The sequence below is a fragment of the Pseudarthrobacter sp. B4EP4b genome, from assembly GCF_006680095.1.
Taxonomy (GTDB): domain Bacteria; phylum Actinomycetota; class Actinomycetes; order Actinomycetales; family Micrococcaceae; genus Arthrobacter.
In genome coordinates this window covers 224,575-243,841 of record NZ_VHIJ01000039.1, presented here as the reverse complement: position 1 = coordinate 243,841, position 19,267 = coordinate 224,575, and the positions used below count along the sequence as shown (strand labels likewise).

At 60.5% G+C, this 19,267-nt stretch carries 16 protein-coding genes; 11 read left to right on the top strand and 5 right to left on the bottom strand.

Going from position 1 to position 19,267, the window contains the following annotated elements; translation table 11 throughout:
• The first annotated feature begins 13 nt into the window (after positions 1-13).
• From FNL14_RS14575 to FNL14_RS14565, 3 genes are all read left to right on the top strand, one after another.
• On the top strand, positions 14-2,404 hold the full coding sequence (locus tag FNL14_RS14575; RefSeq protein WP_142061172.1) for a bifunctional salicylyl-CoA 5-hydroxylase/oxidoreductase: 2,391 nt from the start codon (positions 14-16) through the stop codon (positions 2,402-2,404).
• A 2-nt stretch (positions 2,405-2,406) separates the two neighbouring features.
• The gene (locus FNL14_RS14570) at positions 2,407-3,780 is read left to right on the top strand and encodes an aromatic acid/H+ symport family MFS transporter (protein ID WP_255470852.1); all 1,374 of its coding nucleotides are present in this window, start codon (positions 2,407-2,409) and stop codon (positions 3,778-3,780) included.
• A gap of 351 nt (positions 3,781-4,131) precedes the next feature.
• Positions 4,132-4,704, top strand: a complete 573-nt coding sequence (locus FNL14_RS14565) for an adenylate kinase (protein ID WP_181762665.1) — start codon at positions 4,132-4,134, stop codon at positions 4,702-4,704.
• Positions 4,705-4,904: 200 nt separating this feature from the next.
• On the opposite strand, the gene FNL14_RS14560 is transcribed toward FNL14_RS14565, so the two are convergent.
• The 4 genes from FNL14_RS14560 to istA form a co-directional block, all read right to left on the bottom strand.
• Positions 4,905-5,393 carry a thioesterase family protein gene (locus FNL14_RS14560; RefSeq protein ID WP_255470851.1) on the bottom strand — a complete coding sequence of 163 codons (489 nt, stop codon included), beginning with the start codon at positions 5,391-5,393 and terminating at the stop codon, positions 4,905-4,907.
• Positions 5,394-6,345: 952 nt separating this feature from the next.
• Positions 6,346-6,972: a carboxymuconolactone decarboxylase family protein gene (locus tag FNL14_RS14555; RefSeq protein ID WP_181762650.1), complete on the bottom strand. Its 627-nt coding sequence runs from the start codon at positions 6,970-6,972 to the stop codon at positions 6,346-6,348.
• Between the two features lie 300 nt (positions 6,973-7,272).
• Complete coding sequence (gene istB / locus FNL14_RS14550) at positions 7,273-8,061, bottom strand: IS21-like element helper ATPase IstB (protein WP_142061165.1); 789 nt, start codon at positions 8,059-8,061, stop codon at positions 7,273-7,275.
• Positions 8,061-9,278 carry an IS21 family transposase gene (gene istA / locus FNL14_RS14545; RefSeq protein WP_142061163.1) on the bottom strand — a complete coding sequence of 406 codons (1,218 nt, stop codon included), beginning with the start codon at positions 9,276-9,278 and terminating at the stop codon, positions 8,061-8,063. The genes istB and istA overlap by 1 nt, the downstream gene beginning before the upstream one ends.
• A gap of 180 nt (positions 9,279-9,458) precedes the next feature.
• Between istA and FNL14_RS14540 the strand changes: the two genes are divergently transcribed.
• On the top strand, positions 9,459-9,875 hold the full coding sequence (locus FNL14_RS14540; RefSeq protein WP_255470861.1) for a nuclear transport factor 2 family protein: 417 nt from the start codon (positions 9,459-9,461) through the stop codon (positions 9,873-9,875).
• Positions 9,876-10,014: 139 nt separating this feature from the next.
• Here the strand turns inward: FNL14_RS14540 and FNL14_RS14535 are convergent, their stop codons facing one another.
• Positions 10,015-12,432 (bottom strand): LuxR C-terminal-related transcriptional regulator, encoded by a 2,418-nt coding sequence (locus tag FNL14_RS14535; protein ID WP_142061159.1) that lies wholly within the window; start codon positions 12,430-12,432, stop codon positions 10,015-10,017.
• A gap of 228 nt (positions 12,433-12,660) precedes the next feature.
• Here FNL14_RS14535 and FNL14_RS14530 point away from each other — a divergent pair, with 228 nt between their 5' ends.
• From FNL14_RS14530 to FNL14_RS14500, 7 genes are all read left to right on the top strand, one after another.
• Positions 12,661-13,881 (top strand): acyl-CoA dehydrogenase family protein, encoded by a 1,221-nt coding sequence (locus FNL14_RS14530; RefSeq protein ID WP_181762648.1) that lies wholly within the window; start codon positions 12,661-12,663, stop codon positions 13,879-13,881.
• Between the two features lie 41 nt (positions 13,882-13,922).
• Positions 13,923-15,107 carry a flavin reductase gene (locus FNL14_RS14525; RefSeq protein WP_142061155.1) on the top strand — a complete coding sequence of 395 codons (1,185 nt, stop codon included), beginning with the start codon at positions 13,923-13,925 and terminating at the stop codon, positions 15,105-15,107.
• 89 nt (positions 15,108-15,196) lie between these two features.
• Positions 15,197-16,225 carry an ABC transporter substrate-binding protein gene (locus tag FNL14_RS14520; protein WP_142061153.1) on the top strand — a complete coding sequence of 343 codons (1,029 nt, stop codon included), beginning with the start codon at positions 15,197-15,199 and terminating at the stop codon, positions 16,223-16,225.
• Between the two features lie 3 nt (positions 16,226-16,228).
• A complete protein-coding gene (locus tag FNL14_RS14515; protein WP_142061151.1) occupies positions 16,229-17,014 on the top strand; it encodes an ABC transporter permease in 786 nt (261 codons plus the stop codon).
• Positions 17,011-17,793, top strand: coding sequence for an ABC transporter permease (locus FNL14_RS14510; RefSeq protein WP_142061149.1), 783 nt, complete (start codon positions 17,011-17,013; stop codon positions 17,791-17,793). The genes FNL14_RS14515 and FNL14_RS14510 overlap by 4 nt, the downstream gene beginning before the upstream one ends.
• A gap of 2 nt (positions 17,794-17,795) precedes the next feature.
• Entirely contained in the window at positions 17,796-18,626 is an 831-nt protein-coding gene (locus tag FNL14_RS14505) for an ABC transporter ATP-binding protein (protein ID WP_142061148.1), read from the top strand.
• Positions 18,619-19,236, top strand: a complete 618-nt coding sequence (locus FNL14_RS14500) for a malonic semialdehyde reductase (protein ID WP_142061146.1) — start codon at positions 18,619-18,621, stop codon at positions 19,234-19,236. The genes FNL14_RS14505 and FNL14_RS14500 overlap by 8 nt, the downstream gene beginning before the upstream one ends.
• Positions 19,237-19,267: the final 31 nt, after the last annotated feature.

Sequence of the window (19,267 nt, the reverse complement as noted above, 5' to 3'; positions counted from 1 at the left end):
AAAGGAGCACATCATGAAAATCGCAATCGTTGGAGGCGGCCCCGGCGGCCTGTACTTCGCAGCCCTGATGAAGCAGCTGGACCCGTCCCACGAGATCACCCTCTGGGAACGCAACGCAGCAAACGACACCTTCGGGTTCGGCGTCGTCTTTTCAGACGAGACGCTCGGCGGAATCGGCAACGCCGACCCCGTGGTGGCCGAATACATGAGCCGCCGGTTCGCCCGCTGGTCCGACATCGACGTCCACTTCGCCGGGCAGATGATCAGTGTGGGCGGCCAGGGGTTCGCAGCCATGAGCCGCAAAGAACTGCTCGAACTGCTGCAGCGCCGCTGCGCCGAGCTGAACGTGGACCTGCGGTTCCAGACCATGGCCCCCGCCATCGAGGAACTCGAAGCCAACTTTGACCTGGTGCTGGCCGCCGACGGCGTCAACTCCCAGATCAGGGCAAAGTATGCCGAAGCCTTCGGCCCGGACCTGGACCCGCGCACCAACAAGTACATGTGGCTCGGAACAGACCAGGTGTTCGAGGCCTTCAAGTTCTTTGTGAAGGACACCGAATGGGGTGTTATGCAGATCCACGGCTACCCCTACTCAGACGAAGGATCCACATTCATCGTCGAAATGCACGAGGACGTGTGGCACGCTGCCGGCTTCGACGAGACCGCCGGCGACGTCTTTCCCCCCGGCGTCTCGGATGAAAAGGCCATCGCCAAGGTCCGCGCCATCTTCGCCGAGGAACTGGACGGCTACGAGGTCCTCTCCAACAACTCAAAGTGGCTGAACTTCAACACAGTCCGCAACCGCAGCTGGCGCAAGGACAACGTGGTGCTGCTGGGCGACGCCGCCCACACCGCCCACTTCTCCATCGGCTCCGGCACGAAGCTGGCCATGGAAGACTCCCTCGCCCTGGCTGCCTGCCTGCACGAACACCCTGACCTGGAATCGGCCCTTTCCGCCTATGAGGCCGAGCGCCGTCCCGTGGTCGAATCCACCCAGCGGGCCGCGCAGGCATCCCTGGAGTGGTTCGAGCGGATCGGCCAGTACAGGGACCAGGACCCCACCCAGTTTGCGTTCAACCTGCTGACCCGCAGCCGCCGCATCACCCAGGAGAACCTGCGCCTGCGCGATCCCGAATTCGCTGCCGATGTGGAGCGGCATTTCGCAGAATCCCAAGGGCTCACCCAGGCAGCGCCGGCCATGTTCCAGCCCTTCCGCATCGGCGGACTGGAACTGAAGAACCGGGTTGTGGTCTCTCCGATGGACATGTACTCCGCCGTTGACGGTATCCCCGGCGACTTCCACAAGGTCCACCTGGGCTCCAAGGCCCTGGGCGGTGCCGGCCTGGTGATGACCGAAATGGTTTGCGTCTCCGAGGCCGGCCGGATCACCCCCGGCTGCACGGGCCTGTACACGGACAACCAGCGGGACAGCTGGAAGGAGATCGTGGACTTCGTCCACAGCCAGTCCACCGCCAAGATCGGTGCCCAGATCGGCCACTCAGGCCGCAAGGGATCCACCAAGCTCATGTGGGAAGGCATCGACGAACCACTGGAAACCGGAAACTGGCAGGCCGTGGGCCCCTCCGCCGTCGCCTACGGCCCCCGGAACCAGATCCCCCTGGAACTGGACCGCGCCGGGCTCGACGCTATCAAGGAAGAGTTCGTCGCCGCGGCCCGCCGGGCCGACGAAGCAGGATTCGACCTCCTCGAGGTCCACGCCGCCCACGGCTACCTGCTGTCCTCATTCCTCTCGCCGGTGTCCAACCGGCGGTCCGACGAGTACGGCGGCAGCCTGGAGAACCGGCTGCGGTTCCCCCTGGAAGTGTTCGACGCCGTCCGCGCGGCCTGGCCTGCAGGCAAGCCAGTGACGGTGCGCATCTCCGCGACGGACTGGATCGAGGGCGGCAACACGTCCGACGATTCTGTGGAGATTGCGCGCGCCTTCGTGGCGCACGGAGCCGCCGGCCTGGACGTCTCCACCGGCCAGGTGGCCAAGGAGGAAAAGCCCGCTTTCGGCCGCAGCTACCAAACGCCGTTTGCTGACCGCATCCGCCAGGAAGTGGCCGCTCCGGCAGGCGTGGCCGTGATCGCCGTCGGGGCCATTTCCAGCTACGACGACGTCAACTCCATCCTGCTCGCCGGCCGCGCCGACCTCATCGCCCTGGGCCGCACCCACCTCTTCGACCCCCAGTGGACACTGCACGCCGCCGCCGAGCAGGATTACCAGGGACCCGGCGCACAGTGGATCCCGCAGTTCCGGGCGGGCCGCCGCAAGCCGCCGAGCTCCCGCACCGACGCCGTGCGCCCCCGCCTCTCCCTCCTGAAGGAACCAGATGCCGCAACCTCCACTTCCCATCTTCGCTGGACCCCCGCCTCAGCCGCTGCATCGGTCCTGGTGAAGTAGCCATGGCCGCCGCACCCGTAAAAAACTGGAACGTGCCCAAGCGCAGCACCGGCGTCGTACTCTTCTGCTGCTGGCTCGCCATCCTCGCTGAGGGCTACGACGTCGGGGTCCTCGGCGCCGTCCTTCCCGCCCTTGCCGAGTACAGGGAATGGAACCTCAGCCCGCTCGCCCTCGGCGGCCTCGGGTCCTACGCGCTGGTTGGAATGCTGATCGGTGCCCTGTTCATCGGCACTCTCAGCGACCTCGTCGGCCGGAAGAAGATGCTGCTGGCCTCCATGGCCATCTTCACGCTGACGCAGGCAGGCGCAGCGTGGGCGCCCACCCCCGAACTGTTCGGGCTCTTCCGCCTGATCGGCGGCCTGGGCATGGGCGGCATTATTCCCGTGGCAGCGGCGCTGACCATCGAGTACTCCGCTCCCAACAAGCGGTCCTACAACTACGGCCTGATGTACTCCGGGTACTCGCTGGGCATCGTGGCAGCCGCCCTGGCGGCCTTGTTCGTCCTGCCACTGGGCGGCTGGCGTGCGGTCATCGCCATCGGTGCCGCACCCGTGGTACTCCTTCCCTTGATCTGGAAGCTTCTGCCCGAATCCCTGGAATATCTCGAGTCCAAGGGCCGCAGGTCCGAAGCGAAGGCGCTGGCGGCGAGGCTTAGGATCACTGATTATGCGCCGGTGGCTGCGCCGGCACCGGCCACGGCGGGTGCAGTGGCAGAACCTTGGTGGAGGACCATCACCACCATGTTCTCCCAAAAGTATCTTCGGTCTACCGTCTTCTTCTGGATTTCGCTGTTCTGCGGGCTGGTCCTCGTTTACGGCCTTAATACCTGGCTGCCGAGCATCATGAAGAAGGCCGGGTATGATCTCGGCTCCTCCCTTACCTTCCTGCTGGTGTTCAGCCTTGCTTCGGCCATCGGCGGCCTCCTCCTCGGCCGCGCTGCGGACAAGTATGGCAAGAAGCTCATCCTGGTGGTGTTCTACATCCTTGGCGGCCTGGGCATCATGCTGCTGGTCTTCCCGAACACCATGGTGGTCAACCTGCTGTTCGTCGCCTTCGCAGGTGTTGGTTCCATCTCCACCTCGTTGGTTCTGACCGGCTACATCGCCGACTACTACCCGGCAAAGGTCCGTGGCACTGCCACCGGCTGGGCCCTGAGCTTCGCCAGGCTGGGCGCCATCTCCGGCCCGTTGATCGGCGGCTGGATTGCCGGTTCGAAGCTGCCGTTCGAGGCCAATTTTGCGGTCTTCGCCGGATTCGCGGTGCTTGCAGCCGCGGCGGTGGCGATGATTCCCAAGCCGCAACCCGAGGCGCTGGTCCCTTCCACTGCTGCCGATGGCGATGCGGACGAAGAGGTCGCCGGGATCGGCGCCCGCTAGGAGCATGTAGGGTCACAGCGAGATGTCGGGGAGTGCCTTCCGGGAGCGCATCAGAAGCCCGGACATGCATTTTCCGCAGGCAGCGTTGAACGGACCGTGGAGTCCGTGGATACCGACACTCCGGTCCACCAGCAAAAATTGGGGCTAATCTCGTGGAGCTCCTGACGACGCAAATCGAACGCCGGCACGATGGTCACGTTCGACACAGTCACCCACGGCGCACGTTCTGGCGGGAGAACCCACTCCACAGCCCCGCGCCGACCACTGTCGTCAGGGCTGTGCAGAGTCTGCCTGGCAGGACCATTTCTGCAGCACCATTAACAACCTCAAAGGGGTCTTGTCATGACCAGAATGTTGATCATTGGACCTCCCGGTTCCGGCAAGGGAACCCAGGCGGAGCGGATCTCTGAGCATCTTGGCATAGTTGCCGTCTCCACAGGCGCCATCTTCCGTGCCAACGTAAAGGGCCAGACCCCTCTTGGCCTGACAGCCCAGAAGTACCTGGACGGCGGTGACTTCGTTCCTGACAGCGTCACCAACAAGATGGTGCGCGACCGCATCAGTGAGGCCGACGTAGAAAGCGGCTTTATGCTGGACGGGTACCCCCGGACCGTTGCCCAGGTGGACTATCTGGACCTAATCCTCGCGGAATGCGACCGGAAGCTCGACGTCGTCCTGGTGCTGACGGCCGACGATGAAGAGCTCGTTGCCCGCCTGCTCGGTCGGGCGAAGGAAACGGGGCGTTCTGACGACCACGAAGCCGTCATCCGCCACCGCTTGGACCTCTACAACGAGCTGACCGAAGCCGTTGCCGCAAGGTATGCCCAGCGCGGCATCCTGACCCAAGTCCATGGCAGCGGCGGCATCGACGAAGTCACCGAGCGCGTGCTCTATTCCTTAAGCAGGTTTGTCGGGGTCGCTTAATACTGTTCCCTCCGGCAATGGCAGGAATCGGCGCCATGGCCATTGGCGGAAGGATCGACTTTCCGGGGCCGCGGCTCAGGGCAGCTGATTCTGGCCCCAGGACGGAAATCCGCCGGCGGCGGAAGTGCCCTAATGCGGGACATTAGCACCGTGAAAGTGGTGGCTTCACATGAGCCAGCACTTTCACGGGTTTCCTTACGCTAATTTTTCGGGTCAACATGTCCTGGATTGCCTGCCCGGGAGTGAGCCTCAGTCTCTGGCCGCTGTGGGAGTGCTACGGCCTGGACGACGGCGACCGGCCAGGGCTGAGCTTTGGCCGAGCCCGGCGGTACATGAGCCACTGTTACTGTTCCGAAAGCGGCCACGCCCCCTGCGAGGCCATCGTGCTGATGCCCGTAAACCTCAAAGGCGTAGGTCATGGACGTCCTACCCAGCTTGGAGATGCCTACCGCCGCCGTAATCCTCTGCCCGAACCACAACTTGGCCTTGAAGTGGATCTCTTGATGAACGCGGGGAACACTCGGGAAGTAGTCAGGCAGCTTGAGGGTATGAAGGAACAGCTCTGCCTCGGCGGACTCCACCCAGCGCATCACCGCCGAATTGTGCTGGTGCCCGGAAGCATCCGTGTCCACCCACTCAACAGTGCGATCTACGCTGGCACGGGGGTTTGTTCGGGATAGACGATCCACGGCAGACTCCTCTTGGTGTCGGGTCTCAAATATAGCAGAATCGTGACGTTCGTAAATTTACCTCTATAACAATCTATACCGGACTATTTACGGTCGTCATAAAACCAATATAACCTGTAGTAAGGTGCACGCATGGCGGACACTACAAGTGACCCTTCGCTAGGAGACAAAGATGTCTGATTCACACTCTGAGGAGACCAAGGAAATTTCGCAGGAACTGTGCATCGGCACTCTACTCGACGAAGAGTTCCGATCTGTGTCCGGAGGTACGATCCCGGTCACTACGCCGTGGGTTGGTCTGAATTTTACGTAGGTTAATTCTTCATCCCGACCGCGGCATGACAGGTATCTTGGAGGGACTTGTCCGGCGTCGCGGCCGCCGCAAGCCAAGCGAGGCCTGGCGTTATAAAGGCAGGCGCTGGTTTTGCTGCTGCGCCGTAGTCGGTGGGCTGTGGTTAAGAGAGACCCCTACTCTTCCTTATTCCGGCAGCTTCCCCCGCCCATTTTGAAACACCGATAACGGATATTGGGTCAAGTAGCTATCGAGTAATGCCAGGAAGCAGTAGCCGTGTGAGGGTTCCCGGCACGCCTTGCCCATTAAGGTTTCTCGGAGGTCGCCTCGCCCTAGAGCAGCGTGGACCAGGGTGGCGGGAGAGCACGGGCAACTTGCGGGTGCCGGTCTGGCGTCAGAATAGCGCGAAGTTCCGCATTGTTGACGGTCGCTCATGATGTTCTCAGATCCCACCCTGACAGTTGGAGGGGCAGGAAACCGAGCTGCGGTACCCGAGAACTATCAAAATAGTCCGAAGAATCGGGTCTTGATGGAAGACGCTCGGCGAAGGGGCGGGCCATGTCACCTCTTGCGGTCGTCAGGTGTCTAAAAACCAGACCGGAGATCCAGCGCCAGGGCGCGTCTTGGCCATTCGCCTTGGCTGCCGTCACCTGGTGAGCTCTAAAACTGTGCCTGGTTAGTCAGTGGGTTGGCTGGCGCGAAAACATTTAGCGACAACGCGAGCATGGAGTAGTAACCGCACAGCCATACCAGTTCGGCAAGTAATGGCTCACCGAGTGCCTCAATGGCGCTATAGTACTCGTCGTCTGTGAGCGTGTGGTTCTGCAACATCGTTTGGATCGCGGTGGCCGCGGCAGTCTCATCGGACGTCAGACCATCGGGGATGAGTCCCTCCATCAGCTGGTTCAGTTGGGTTTCCGTGATGCCTGCCGCGCTGGCCGCAGGCTGATGCGCGAACCACTCAAACTCACTCTGGAAGTGGGCTGCGATAGTTAGGATAGCGATTTCCCGGAGACGTGGTTGCAGGCTGCTCGCAAAGCGCAGAGCGGCTCCCAAGGACTGAACCCTCTCGCCAACGGCTGGCGCGATAGTCATCAGGCCAAAGGGGCCAAGTAGCCGGCCTTGGGCATCGACGATGGGCGCGTGCTGCCGTTGTGATGCCCTCGGACCACCGACGATCCTGTCGTATAGGGCTCTGCCATCTGCCGAGAGCTGCCCCGGCATGGTCAGCTGGTAGCGCCCTGGTTGGGAGGTCGGCCAGGGGGTGTTTAGGGGAGTGCTATCCATGGTAGAAAATCCATTCCTGGTTTTGTCGGGTGGGTGGGTGGTGTGTCCACGGAATGCCACTGGGCTCTCTCTGTTCTGTTCAGAGGCACACCAAATGACGAGACCAATATCGTCAATTACGTTCGACAGGCGCTTCATGTGTATAGCCCTGACCGTCTTTCTTCAAATTAAATCGCGTCCATCACCGTTCTTCGTAGACGTTGACGGTAGGAGGACAGGCGGAGGAATAAAAATCACTGTCAGCGATGGTCGAAAAGTGAGCCATTTCGTGGGCTGAAAAGTGAGCCACTTTGACGTTGGTTATTCTGCCGTATTTTCCGGTCTTGTCGAGGGCAGCGAATCGACCTGGGTGTGTTTAAGACGGTAGCTGGAGCCTTTGAGGGTGATGACTTCGGCGTGGTGGACGATCCGGTCGATCATGGCCGAGGCGACGACCTGATCACCAAAGACGTCACCCCAGCGGGCGAAGGGCAGGTTCGAGGTCAGGATCAGCGAGGCCTGCTCGTAGCGGGATGAGACCAGTTGGAAGAACAGGTTCGCGGCGTCCTGCTCGAACGGGATATAACCGACTTCGTCCACGATGATCAGGCCGTAGCGGCGCAGCTTCACCAGTTCCTGGGGCAGCCGTCCGTTCTGGTGGGCTGCCTGGAGCCGGGCGACCCAGTCGATGGCGGTGGCGAACAGAACCCGGTGACCGAGCTGGGTGGCCCGTAAGCCCAGCCCGGTGGCGAGGTGGGTTTTGCCGGTGCCGGGTGGCCCGAGCAGGACGATGTTGGACGCTTCGGTGAGGAACGCCCCGGTGGCCAGGTGCGCGATGGTGTCACGTTTGAGGCCGGGCTGATGATCGAAATTGAAATCCTCGAGTGCTTTCCGGGCCGGGAACCCAGCAGCCCGGGCCCTGATCTCGGCGCCGGAAGCTTCCCTGGCCGCGACTTCCCGCGACAGGACAGCGGCGAGGTACTCCTCGTGCGTCCAGGCTCCTTCACGGGCCTGGTCGGCGAGACGGATTGCTGCTTCACGGATCCGGGGTGCTTTCATCGCCCGGGAGTAGTACTCGATCTGACCGATGGTTTCCTTAGCGGCCAGCATCAGGCGACCCGCCCGTCATCGAGGACAACCCCGAACGCCCGGTCGTAGTCCGCCAGGTCCCGCAGCCCCGTCGTTTCGCCCACCGGATGAGGGGTTTGAAAGGCCTTCCGCAGTGCCCTTGCCGCCTCGACGTGCTCGGGGTCGGTGATCGTCAGACCTGTGCCCCAGGACCGGGGGTGGGCCCCGACGGATCTGCCGTCCAGGCTGATTGTGACGGTTTCGAGGTCAGCGGTGATGTCGACGAACCGGCCGATGGCCTGCGGGTGGACGGAGTAGTCGTTGGATCCCATCCGGACGTAGTAGTCCCTCGGGAGCCGAACCCGCGCGGTGAAGCCCGTGACCGGCGGAACCGGTGGCAACGCCAGCATGGCCGCTTTGTCCGCAGCGAGCAGGTCCACCGGGCGGGCGCCGGTCCGCCTGACCAGCCGGGCATTGGCCTTCGGCAGCCACTGCCCGAGCTGGCTGTTGAAGTCCTCGGGAGAGGCGAAGACCCGGCCCGGAAGGAAGGACGTCTCCAGGAACTGGTTCGCCCGCTCCACCACGCCCTTGCTCTCCGGGTCGTAGGGTTTGACCTGCACGAACCTGGTCGCGAGGACCCCGGCGAATGCCGCGACGCCGGCGGCGTAGCTGTTCCGCCGGCCGATGCCCGTTTCGTTGTCCCAGATCAACCGCCGCGGAACCGCACCCAGGGATCCGAGCAGCTCCCACATCCCGGCCAGCAGATCCCCGGTCATCCGGGACGGGATCATCCGGGCCATGATGAACCGCGAATGCGACGACACCATCACCAGCACCGGCAACACCCTGGCCTTTCCGGCCCCGACGGGTATCCGCACCTCCGGGAACCACAGATCGCACTGCGCCTGATCCCCGGGATCGTAAGAGATCCGGTCAGCAGGATCAGCCGGGGCATACTCCGGCCGGATCCTGGCAACGTTCTCCCGGAACCACGCCGGAGACCCCGACCAGCCCACCCGTTCAGCCAACACCGTCGCCGGCATCCGCGGATTCTCCACCAGCAGCGCACGAATAGCCGGTTCCACAGCCCTGATCCCGGAGTCCTGCGGCGCCCGAACGTAAGTTGGCGGACCGTCAGCGCTGACTGCCTTCGCGACGGTGTTCCTGGAGATCCCCAACCGCGCCGCTATCGACCTCATCGACTCACCCTCGGCCAGATGCAACCGCCGAATAAGCGCCCAATCCTCCACTGTGATCACCCACCCAATCGTTTGGAACAGGTGGCTCAGTTTTCAACCGTCACAATGGCTCACTTTTCGACCGTCACCGACAAATCACTGATTCCTGTGAAGCGGACATATCGATCGCTCAAATAGATTGCTCGTAGGGTGGCGCAACGGTCACCGGTCACGGCCAAAGATCAAAAGATTGGATTGAAGATGCAGCTAGACGGGGAAGTAGACCAGGAGACACGAGCACATGTGACAGCTCTAGCAGTTGAGTTCAATTGGAAGCTGGACCGAGGTATCGCCGAAGGATTTGCAGAACTCTTCACCACCGACGGCGTCTTCACGGCCGCAGGCAGCGAGAGGAGGGGTAGAGCAGAGCTCGCAACTTTCGCGCAGGCCAGAAGCGAACAAAACAAGATCTCCCGGACAATTCTCGGTCTACCACGGCTCCACTGGAACGGGCAAGAAATCCAAGGGACAGTCCCGTATACGCTCTTCATGCATTCAGGGGAAGGGCAGCCAGAGGCTCAAGTATTTGCTGTCGGTGAGTACGAGGACAATTACAGGATCGAGGACGGGGCTTGGCGTATTGCCTCACGCCGATCCAGACAGGTTTTCAAGCGCTGACATTCGCCGGGTCATCTGAGTGGAACAGGGCTCACTGTGTCCGGCCGACGGAACATCGATGATGCACTGCCGGCCGGGCGGCCAAGAGCTGCCCGGCCCATCTTGGCTTGTAGGGATGTTTGCGTATCGGGCATTGTACTTATGCCACGTCCGGCACGAGGTTCATCCTGAATGCATATGACGTGGCGTCAGATCTCCCTCGGGCGCCGATCTTGCGGTAGATGTTAGTGATGTGTCGGCCGACGGTATCTATGCTAATTACCAAGTTATTTGCAATGTCACGACTGGTAAGCCCATTTGCCAGCAAACCAAGTATTTCGATTTCCCGTGGAGTAAGTCCGGCTGGACGTTCAAGTTTGTTGGCAGCGACGGCTCTGGCACCGGTGTCCGCCAAATCTGACAGGAACGCGGGTACCCGGGTCAACACTGCTTCCGGCGGCCACACTTCCCCACCCGTTTGTACTATTTGGGAAGCACGGGATGCAGCTCCTGGCGCCGGCTTGGCAGGGCGACGGGGGCAGCAAAACTCAACCCAGTACTCCAGTCCCAAGTCGTCGCGCAGAACCTGCGCTGAGGCCCCAGCCAGAGCCGCGAGTTCGCTGGAACGGAGGGCCCCCAAGACTTCTTCCAGTCCTTCCAAGCACCATACCGCTCTGGCCTTCAGGCCAAGGTGCACGGCAATCTCCAGACTCTCCAGATAGCGGCTGGCTGCCCGGCCGGGGCGGTCCATAAGGGATTCTCCCCATGCCAGGAGATTAAGGTAGGCCGACGTATGAAGGGAATCTCTCAGGCTGCGGCTTTCGCTAAGCCCGTATTCAAGCACGGGAAAGGCTTGGTCGAGATCCCCACTCTCAATCAGCATCCGACCAAGGTGTTCCATTGGCAAACTAGCTGCGCCACGGTCGCCAAGAGCCAGCAGCAACGCTGACGTTTCTTCCAGGCACTTCCGTGCAAAATCGAGCTCCTTCGGATCGTTCGCCATGACGGCACCCAACAGTCCAAGGGTGCGTGCATAGGACCATCTGTCTCCCACTTTTTCGAAGAGGGACATTGCCTCCTCTAGTGCGGCCCTGGCTGAATCAATGCCGTCAACTTCCTGCGCTGCCGCGGAAAACGTCACCAACGCCGCCGCAAGATTTCCCGGATCATCCACCCGGCGCCAAAGCTCCACCGACCGGGCCAATTCTGTGTAAGCGCTCGTGTAGGACGAGACATGCGCTCGGAGGCCACCCACCACACCAATTACCCTTGCTTCGTCCTCAACGGCCAGGTCCCCAGCAGCCAACACATGCTCTGCAGTGATGAGACCTTCCCTCAGCAAACCTCGATGGCGCCAGTACCGGCAGAGTCCGTGGACAACGCGGGCGGAGGAATGCGTGTCATTGATCAACAGCGCATCCTGGATGAGCTTCAGAAGGTTCAAATATTCATCCTCCACCCATGCACTTGCATCGTCCCAGCCGGAACCCTTGACTGCGACGTGTGCATCAAATTGCTCCGAGAGTTTAGGCGTGATCTGCCGCATGAGCGTGATGGGGGATTGCCGGTGCGCGGACACGAAGGCTTGGATCAGGGGATCGGTGGTGAATCGGGTTCCAGATGGTCTTGCCGGCGAGGGTCGAACCAAGTGCCACTCTGCAAGTGCCGAAACTATCCGGAGAATCGGTTGTTCGTCGACACTGTCGCTACGAGGAATTCGAACGTCGCGAAGAGTATCCAGTGTGCATCCACCAGGAAAGGAAGCTATTGCTGTCAGGATGGACTCTTCCTCAGGTAAGAGGGCCTCCAAATTTGATTCGATGCAGGCCTGCATCGAATGGTGTCGTGCCGGCGCCACAAGCGAGTAGTCATCCGCCAGAAGGGGGAACGGATCGTCCAGTTCGTCGAGGATTGCCTCCGGAGGCAATGCGGAACTTCGCAGTGAGGCTAGATGGATGGCCAACGGCAACCCGCCAAGCTTCCTGCAAATCGCGAGCAGGGAGATCACTGTCGGCAGATCCATCATGAACCTCGGTGCGACAGCCGTAGCACGGTCAGCAAAGATGGCCAGCGCGGCTTCGCCTTGAACGAGGGCCAAGGCGCTGTTCAAGTCTGCTGGATCAGCAGGAACGGTGAACGGACGGATCTCAACAGGACGTGCAAACGGAAGCCTGAGGACTCGTCGGCTTGTCGTCACGATTCGGAGATCCTCGTTTGAATCCAACAACTCTCTTGCCAGCTCCCCCAAGCGTTGTTCACGCCGATCCGACGGGGAGGGGGCACCATCCAATACCAAAAGCAGTGGCACTCCTGCCACTGCAGGAGAGTCTTTGAACAGGTTGGCGATCATATCGACCTGCGCAACGAGTTCCTTATCGGCATGGAGTTCGGCGTCGAACCAGAAAGTTGCCGCTCCCTGCTGCACATCCGCTGATTCCAGAACGCGTCTGGCAACAGCGGTTTTACCAACGCCACCGGGACCAACCAACGAGACCAGTCGGGCCCCGCTGGCAAATAGTTCAAGAACCGTCTTCACTTCGGCTTCCCTGCCGCGTACGGTCCAGTCGTTGAAACGCATGTCACCTCTCCTAGGCAAAACCGCGTGGTCAGGAATCGGCACCTGGGGCGCCTCTCGCGTATCTCTCGTCCGCGGTTCAATCCAACTGTGACATGGAGCACCGCTGCAGCGAACTCATTTGCCAAAGATACGGACTTTCAGTGATGCGATACACATCACACCCGGCGGAGTATTTGAAGTAGTCCAGAAAAGACACAAATAAACGAAAGAGGGCACAGCATGACTGCGATGTCTGCAACCAGCCGGACAAGTTGGCCGACGGGAAAACAGGAGCGTCGGGAGCACGCGCTGGTTCAGGTGGAGGAGATCCGCCAAAGGCTTGAAGACAGCGTTGCGGAATCCCAGCAACTCGGCTACCTGGCCCCTGACGCCGTCCGAGCACTCCGGGAGGCAGGTGTTCTGGGAATCATGACGCCCGACGATCTCGGCGGCAACGTTGTTGATCCCGTGACAGCCTACGAAATCATCGAACAGATTGGCATGATTGACCCCAGCACTGCTTGGACGGCTGCCATTCTTCTGGAAGGTGCCGGACAGTTGGCGACCCAATTGAGCCCGGATCAGGCAACGGACCTCTTCAGTTCCTCACTGGCGTTGAAAGCAGGGTCGCTTCGCCCCGGGACAGCTGAAAGGACTGAAGGCGGGTACGTAATCACCGGCCAGTGGGACTTTGTCAGCGGAATCCACCATGCCGACTTCGTTTCCGCGGCTTTTCTGGTAAACGGCGCCGACAATGCAGTGGAACGCCGGACTGCATTGGTCCCCGTCGCCCAGGTCCAGATCCTCGACCAATGGAACGTATTGGGGATGAAGGCCACCGGTTCGACGGCGTTCAGGGTCGAGGGAGTATTTGTTCCCGACACGATGGTCTTTAACCCGATGACAAGCGCGCCGCGCACGGACACACCACTTGCCCGGCTGGGTATGGTCCCCTATGTCCTGCAGATGCACCCGGGAATGGTGTTGGGCGCGGCCCGACGAGCCTTAAATGAAATCATCAGGATGGCCCCCAACAAGCGCCGAGGCAGCCGTATCAACATCGGCACCCCTAAGAGCTTGGCGGAGTCGTCATGGTTCCAGCGGGAAATCGGAGAGTTGGACGCCCAGCTGAGTGCCGCCCGCGCCTTTGCCCTTGACGTAAATCGCCGTGTGCATGAGGCTCTCGAAGCCGGGCGTGACGCAGTGTCACAAGGCGGCCAGCTTGAATTGGAACTGCTTGATCTTATGCAGACTTCCGCATCATTCGCTGGAAAGACGGCCAACCAAGTCATCACCCGAGCCTTCCGTCACGCTGGTGCGGAGGCCATTGCGGACACGTCCGTTCTTTCACGCCTCCTGCGCGACATCAACACCATCCTGGCGCATGGAGTGCTGGGCGAAGCCGGCTTCGAGATGCACGGGGAGTACCTCTTGGGCATGCAAACACTGGACAACCGGCGGATGGTCTGATGCACACGTCCTGCAGTTCAGCACGAGGCTAGGAGAATTCCATGTCAGTCACGGCGGCGCGCATTGACCCCCAACAGTTTCGGGGGGTTCTGGGGAACTACCCCACAGGCGTTTGTGTTATCACTGCCATCGATCCCGAGATAGGGCCGATAGGAATGACCGTCGGGTCGTTCACATCGGTGTCCTTGGATCCTGCACTGGTGGCATTCCTACCCATTCGCGAGTCCGGCACCTACGAGCGGATACGGCATATCGGCAGATTCTGCGTTAATGTCCTGGGATCTGACCAGGACGAGCTTTGCCGGCTTTTCGCCCGTCGAGGCGAGAACAAGTTCGCTGATGTGGAGTGGATTCCCTCCAGCTCAGGTGCCCCCATCCTGAAAGGTGCCATAGCCTGGATTGACTGCGAGGTGTCGGCAATCTTCGAAGCTGGTGACCACGACATAGTGGTCGGAGCTGTCCAGGACCTCCGTGCGTCTGAACAATCCCTGCCCCCGTTGCTCTTCTTTCAGGGGGGGTACGGAAAGTTCTCAACGCTTTCTCTCCTCGCAGGCTCCGAGGACGATATCTCCGCACAATTAAGTCTCGCGGACAGGGCCAGGCCTTACCTGGAGCAGTTGTCACAACGTTTTGATGTTGAGTGCCTGGCGACTGCTCCAGTTGGACAAAGCATTATCCAGTTGGTCTATGCAAATGCCGGAGGATCGGGCGGAGGACACAACAAAGTCGGGCTGCGGCTTCCGTTCCTTCCGCCCATGGGTTCCCTTTTCGTGGCGTGGGCTGGTACCGCTGCCATTGATGCTTGGCTTGGCCGCTCAGTCGCCACGGCCGAGCCAAGCGTAAAAGAAGCCATCCTGGATGGCCTGGAACAAATCCGTGTCCGCGGGTGGGCGTCCACGGCAGCCCACCCGAAGTTCGGCGATGTGGAGTCCTTGGTCGGCCATATGGCCTCGGACGGTCAACTTCCATCAAATCAGCGTCAGCTCCAGGACGTGCTGTCCGAAGTCGCCGCAGGCTCTGGAACGCTAACCGATCCCTTGGCGACGGGACGACCGGTGCACAGCATCTCCGCGCCGGTATTCGACCGGACCGGATCCGTGGTTCTCACCATAACAATGAGGGGACTTGCGGAGCATCCAGTTGATTCGATCCGCCAACAGATCAAGTCCCTGTGTGCAGCAGCGGCTCGCCTAACCAATGAAATCGGAGGGCAGTATCCGGCCTAGGGCTACTCGCTCGGTGATTCCGGAACAGCTATCTAAAAGTCAGATCGTTACACCCATCGGCCCTCATGTGAACACGAAACGGCGCACTATTGCTACAGGTCGCCGTCCGGTTTGAGGCGGACCAGAATAGGAAATTCAGAATGAAAGCAACAAAGTTCGTTGCGGCGGCGGGCATCGCGGCCCTTGCCTTGACAGCGTCAGCTTGTTCCCCTGCCCAGAACCCATCGGCGGCAAGTGCCGAAGGCGGTACGTCGACCATTACCGTGGTCGTGTCGCCACTGGTTGACGCAGCTCCCCTCTACCTCGGCATCGATAAGGGTTTCTTCTCAAAGCGCGGCCTTGAGGTCAAGGTATCCGTTGCTCCGACGCCGGGCGCCCGAATCCCGTCCCTTGTTTCCGGGGCTTCCCAGTTCGGCCTCATAGGAACCGCCGACATGCTCCAGGGTGTCTCTGCCGGTGTGCCACTGAGGGCTGTGACCACAACTACTATCACGACGTCTGACCCGGTACAGGACACCGGTAAGGTCTACGTGGCTCCCGGGAGTTCCATCACGAAACCTTCGGACTTAAACGGGAAGACCGTGGGCGTTGGTTCCCTGGGTGGTGGAGGAGAGCTATCGCTTCGCGCCGCCTTGGAGAAAGCCGGTGCGGATGACAAGCAGGTTAAGTTCCTCGAAGTCCCGCTCGACAGCATGCTGAACGCGGTTAAGACAGGGCAGGTTGATGCCATCAGTTCCATTTCACCGTTTACGGGAGCAGCTGAAGCCGGGGGAGCGAAGTATCTGATGTCCCCGGGTGCAATCGCCACGGCCGGAGCCGCACAAACAACCGTGATCACCACGGAGAGCTACCTGCAGAACAATTCCAAGGCTGCCAAAGCTTTCATTGAAGGTCTCAACGAAGGCACCACCTACGCAGCGGAAAACCCCCAGGCAGTGCGCGACACATTGCCGACTTACAGCAAGACGCCGAAGGACGTGGCGGCCAAAATGCAGCTTCCCGTATTCAAGGCGGACCTGAACAGGGACCGTATCCGCATTTGGTCTGACCTCATGTTCAAGTATGGGTTCGTCAAGAATGAAATCAGCCTCGACGCACTTGTAGTACCGGGAGGCTAAGTAATGGCAGCACTTCGCAATATCGCAGGGCGCCGAATTATTGGCGCCCTGGTGGTGGCGGGGTCTTTGGTGGCCTGGGAGTTGGCGTCCCTGTCAGGATTGCTTCCGGACTCCATCTTCCCCAGAATGACGAGCACGTTTGGAGCCTTGGTCGAGCTTTTCCAAGATCCTGCGTTCTGGAGCTCCTTCGCGCAGACCATTGCCAGCTGGCTCATAGGAATTGTGATCGCTGCCGTCGGAGGAGTTCCAGTCGGCATGGTTCTCGGTCGGGTGACGTTTCTCTATAACTCTTCGAGGTTGTTGATTGACTTCTTGCGGACCATCCCGGCCGTAGCCGTGATCCCGCTCATCACTCTGCTGTTTGGGGCAACCATGGAGATGAAGGTGATCTTGGTCGTCTACGGCGCATTTTGGCCGATCATGCTGCAGACCGCTTACGGAGTTCGGGATACAGACCGGGTGCTGATGGACACCGCCCGATCATACGGGTTAACAGGGCTGCGGACAGCTCGGTTCGTGCTTGCGCCTTCAGCACTTCCCTACCTCGTCACCGGTATGAGAATTTCTGCAGTCGTCGGTCTTCTCTTAGCTATTTCCAGTGAAATTCTTGGATCGGCCCCCGGCATCGGTCTCGATCTGGCCCTGGCACAGACCGGTGGCGCGTTGACCCTGACATATGCCTATGTCGTCTTCATCGGATTGCTCGGTGTCTGTGTTGATTTTGGGCTCAACAAGATTTCCAGGTCCGTGCTCTTCTGGCACCCCTCCGTGAGGGAGGAAGCATCATGAACAAAGTCCTCACACAGTCAAAAACCATTGCCGTCGAAATATGGCTGCCTATAGGGCTGTTTGTCCTTTGGTGGTTCGCCACTGCCGGCAGTACGTCGCTGTACTTCCCTCCACTTCCCCGGATAGTCGCAAAGCTCGGAGAGATTCTCTCCACGCGCTTCGCTTCAGATATCTTGCCCAGCCTTCAAAACTTCGGTCTGGGTCTGGGGATCGCCATTTTGGCCGGAATCACACTCGGTCTGGCATTGGGCGCTCTTCCGCCTGTTCATGAGGCCCTCAAGCCAGTCCTGGAGTTCATGCGGGCCATTCCGGGTGTAGCCATCCTTCCCGTGGCTTTGTTTATCTTTGGAATCGGTTCGGACATGAAAGTGGCCATCATCGTCTTTGGAGCGTTTTGGCCAGTCCTTTTGAATACCATTGACGGAATCCGCGGAGTTGACGGCCTCGTCAAAGAAGTCTCGCGCAGTTACAAGATCCGCCCGGTCGACTACATATTCCGGATTCTGCTTCCGGCCGCATCCCCTCAGATCATCGCGGGTGTCCGGATCAGCGTCTCTTTGGGGATCATCCTCATCGTGGCTAGCGAATACATCGCCTCCACGGAGGGCATCGGCTATATCCAGCTGCAGTCCGCCCGTTTGTTCCAGATGGATGTGATGTGGGCGGCACTGCTGCTTCTCGGGGTGCTCGGCTACGTTGCCAACGCCCTTTTTCGACTCGTAGAACACGGCCTGCTGCGCTGGCATCGCGGCGTACGCGGCACCTCCCAAGGAGCATAACTGTGACCACTGTCAAAACGACCCCTGTTCACGCATCATCGCTGTCTGCCGTTGGGATCTCCAAGACCTACGGCACCGGCGCCGCGGCTCGGGAAATCCTCGGAAACGTTACTTTCGAGGTGCAGAGCCAAGAAACTGTTTGCATCGTCGGCCCCTCCGGTGCCGGCAAAACTACCCTGCTGCGCTGTCTGGCCGGGCTCATGCCTCCCACCGCTGGAGCCGTGTACCTTGGAAAAGACGAGGTAGTGGCACCGCCGCAACGTCTTGCAGTCGTCTTCCAGGACTACAGCCGATCACTCATGCCATGGCTCACCGTGGCCGAGAACGTAAGCCTTCCTTTACGGGGCCGCCCAGGCCTCTCAAAGACGAACCGGGCAACAAAAGTGCAAGCAGCCCTGGAGAGCGTCGGCCTGTCCAACGCCGGCACCCAGTACCCGTGGCAACTATCGGGTGGCATGCAACAGCGCGTAGCCATTGCCAGGGCCTTGGCCTACGAACCCGATGTCCTGCTAATGGATGAACCATTCGCCTCGGTCGACGCCCAAACGCGCTCGGATCTGGAAGACCTCACCCACACGATCAAGGCAAAGTACGGCATGACGATCCTGCTGGTCACCCATGACATTGAGGAGTCCGTCTATCTCGCCGACCGCGTGATCGTCCTCTCCGGCACACCCACCAGCGTGACGGAGATAGTCCCCGTCAATTTGGCCTATCCGCGTGATCAAGTCAGCACCAAGTCAACACGTGAATTTGCCGAACTTCGGGCTCACATCCTCAAGCTGATCCGTCGGCCTGCGGCCGGTCAGGAGGCAGAGCCGGGCCATGACTAAGACTGATAATGCTTTCGAAGTCGCACAGCATCAACGCGTAGTCGCGGCTCTCTTCGAAAATGCCCGGACGCCGAACGCATTTTCGGACGAACTCGTTACCGAGGCCGAAGCCCGCGCGATCTACGACCTCACGAGGCTCGGCCCAACGGCATTCAACAACCAGCCGCTGCGCATTACCTACCTCCGCTCAGCTGAAGCTCGGTCGCGAGTTGTGCCTTTCCTGACGGAACCTAATCGACAAAAGACCTTGGACGCCCCACTGACAGCGATCCTTGCCTTTGACACCAACTGGCACGACAAGCTGCCGGAACTCTTCCCGCACGCACCCCATGTGCGAGACCGATTCACCGCCAATGAGGCAGCACGGTCGGCTGCCGGAAACAATAACGCGTTTCTCCAGGCAGGCTACTTCATCATGGCTGTGCGATCGCTGGGGCTCGCGGCTGGTCCGATGGGTGGTTTTGACGCCACCGGGCTGGACGACGAATTCTTCCCCGATCAAAGCCGACGAAGCATCCTTGTGGTGAACGTGGGCCATCCTGCACCGAACGCGTGGCGTGACGAGCGTCTCCCAAGACTTAACTACGCCACGGCAGTAACCACTCTCTAGCAGTCGCGCGGCGGTCCCACGGTCGCTGAGA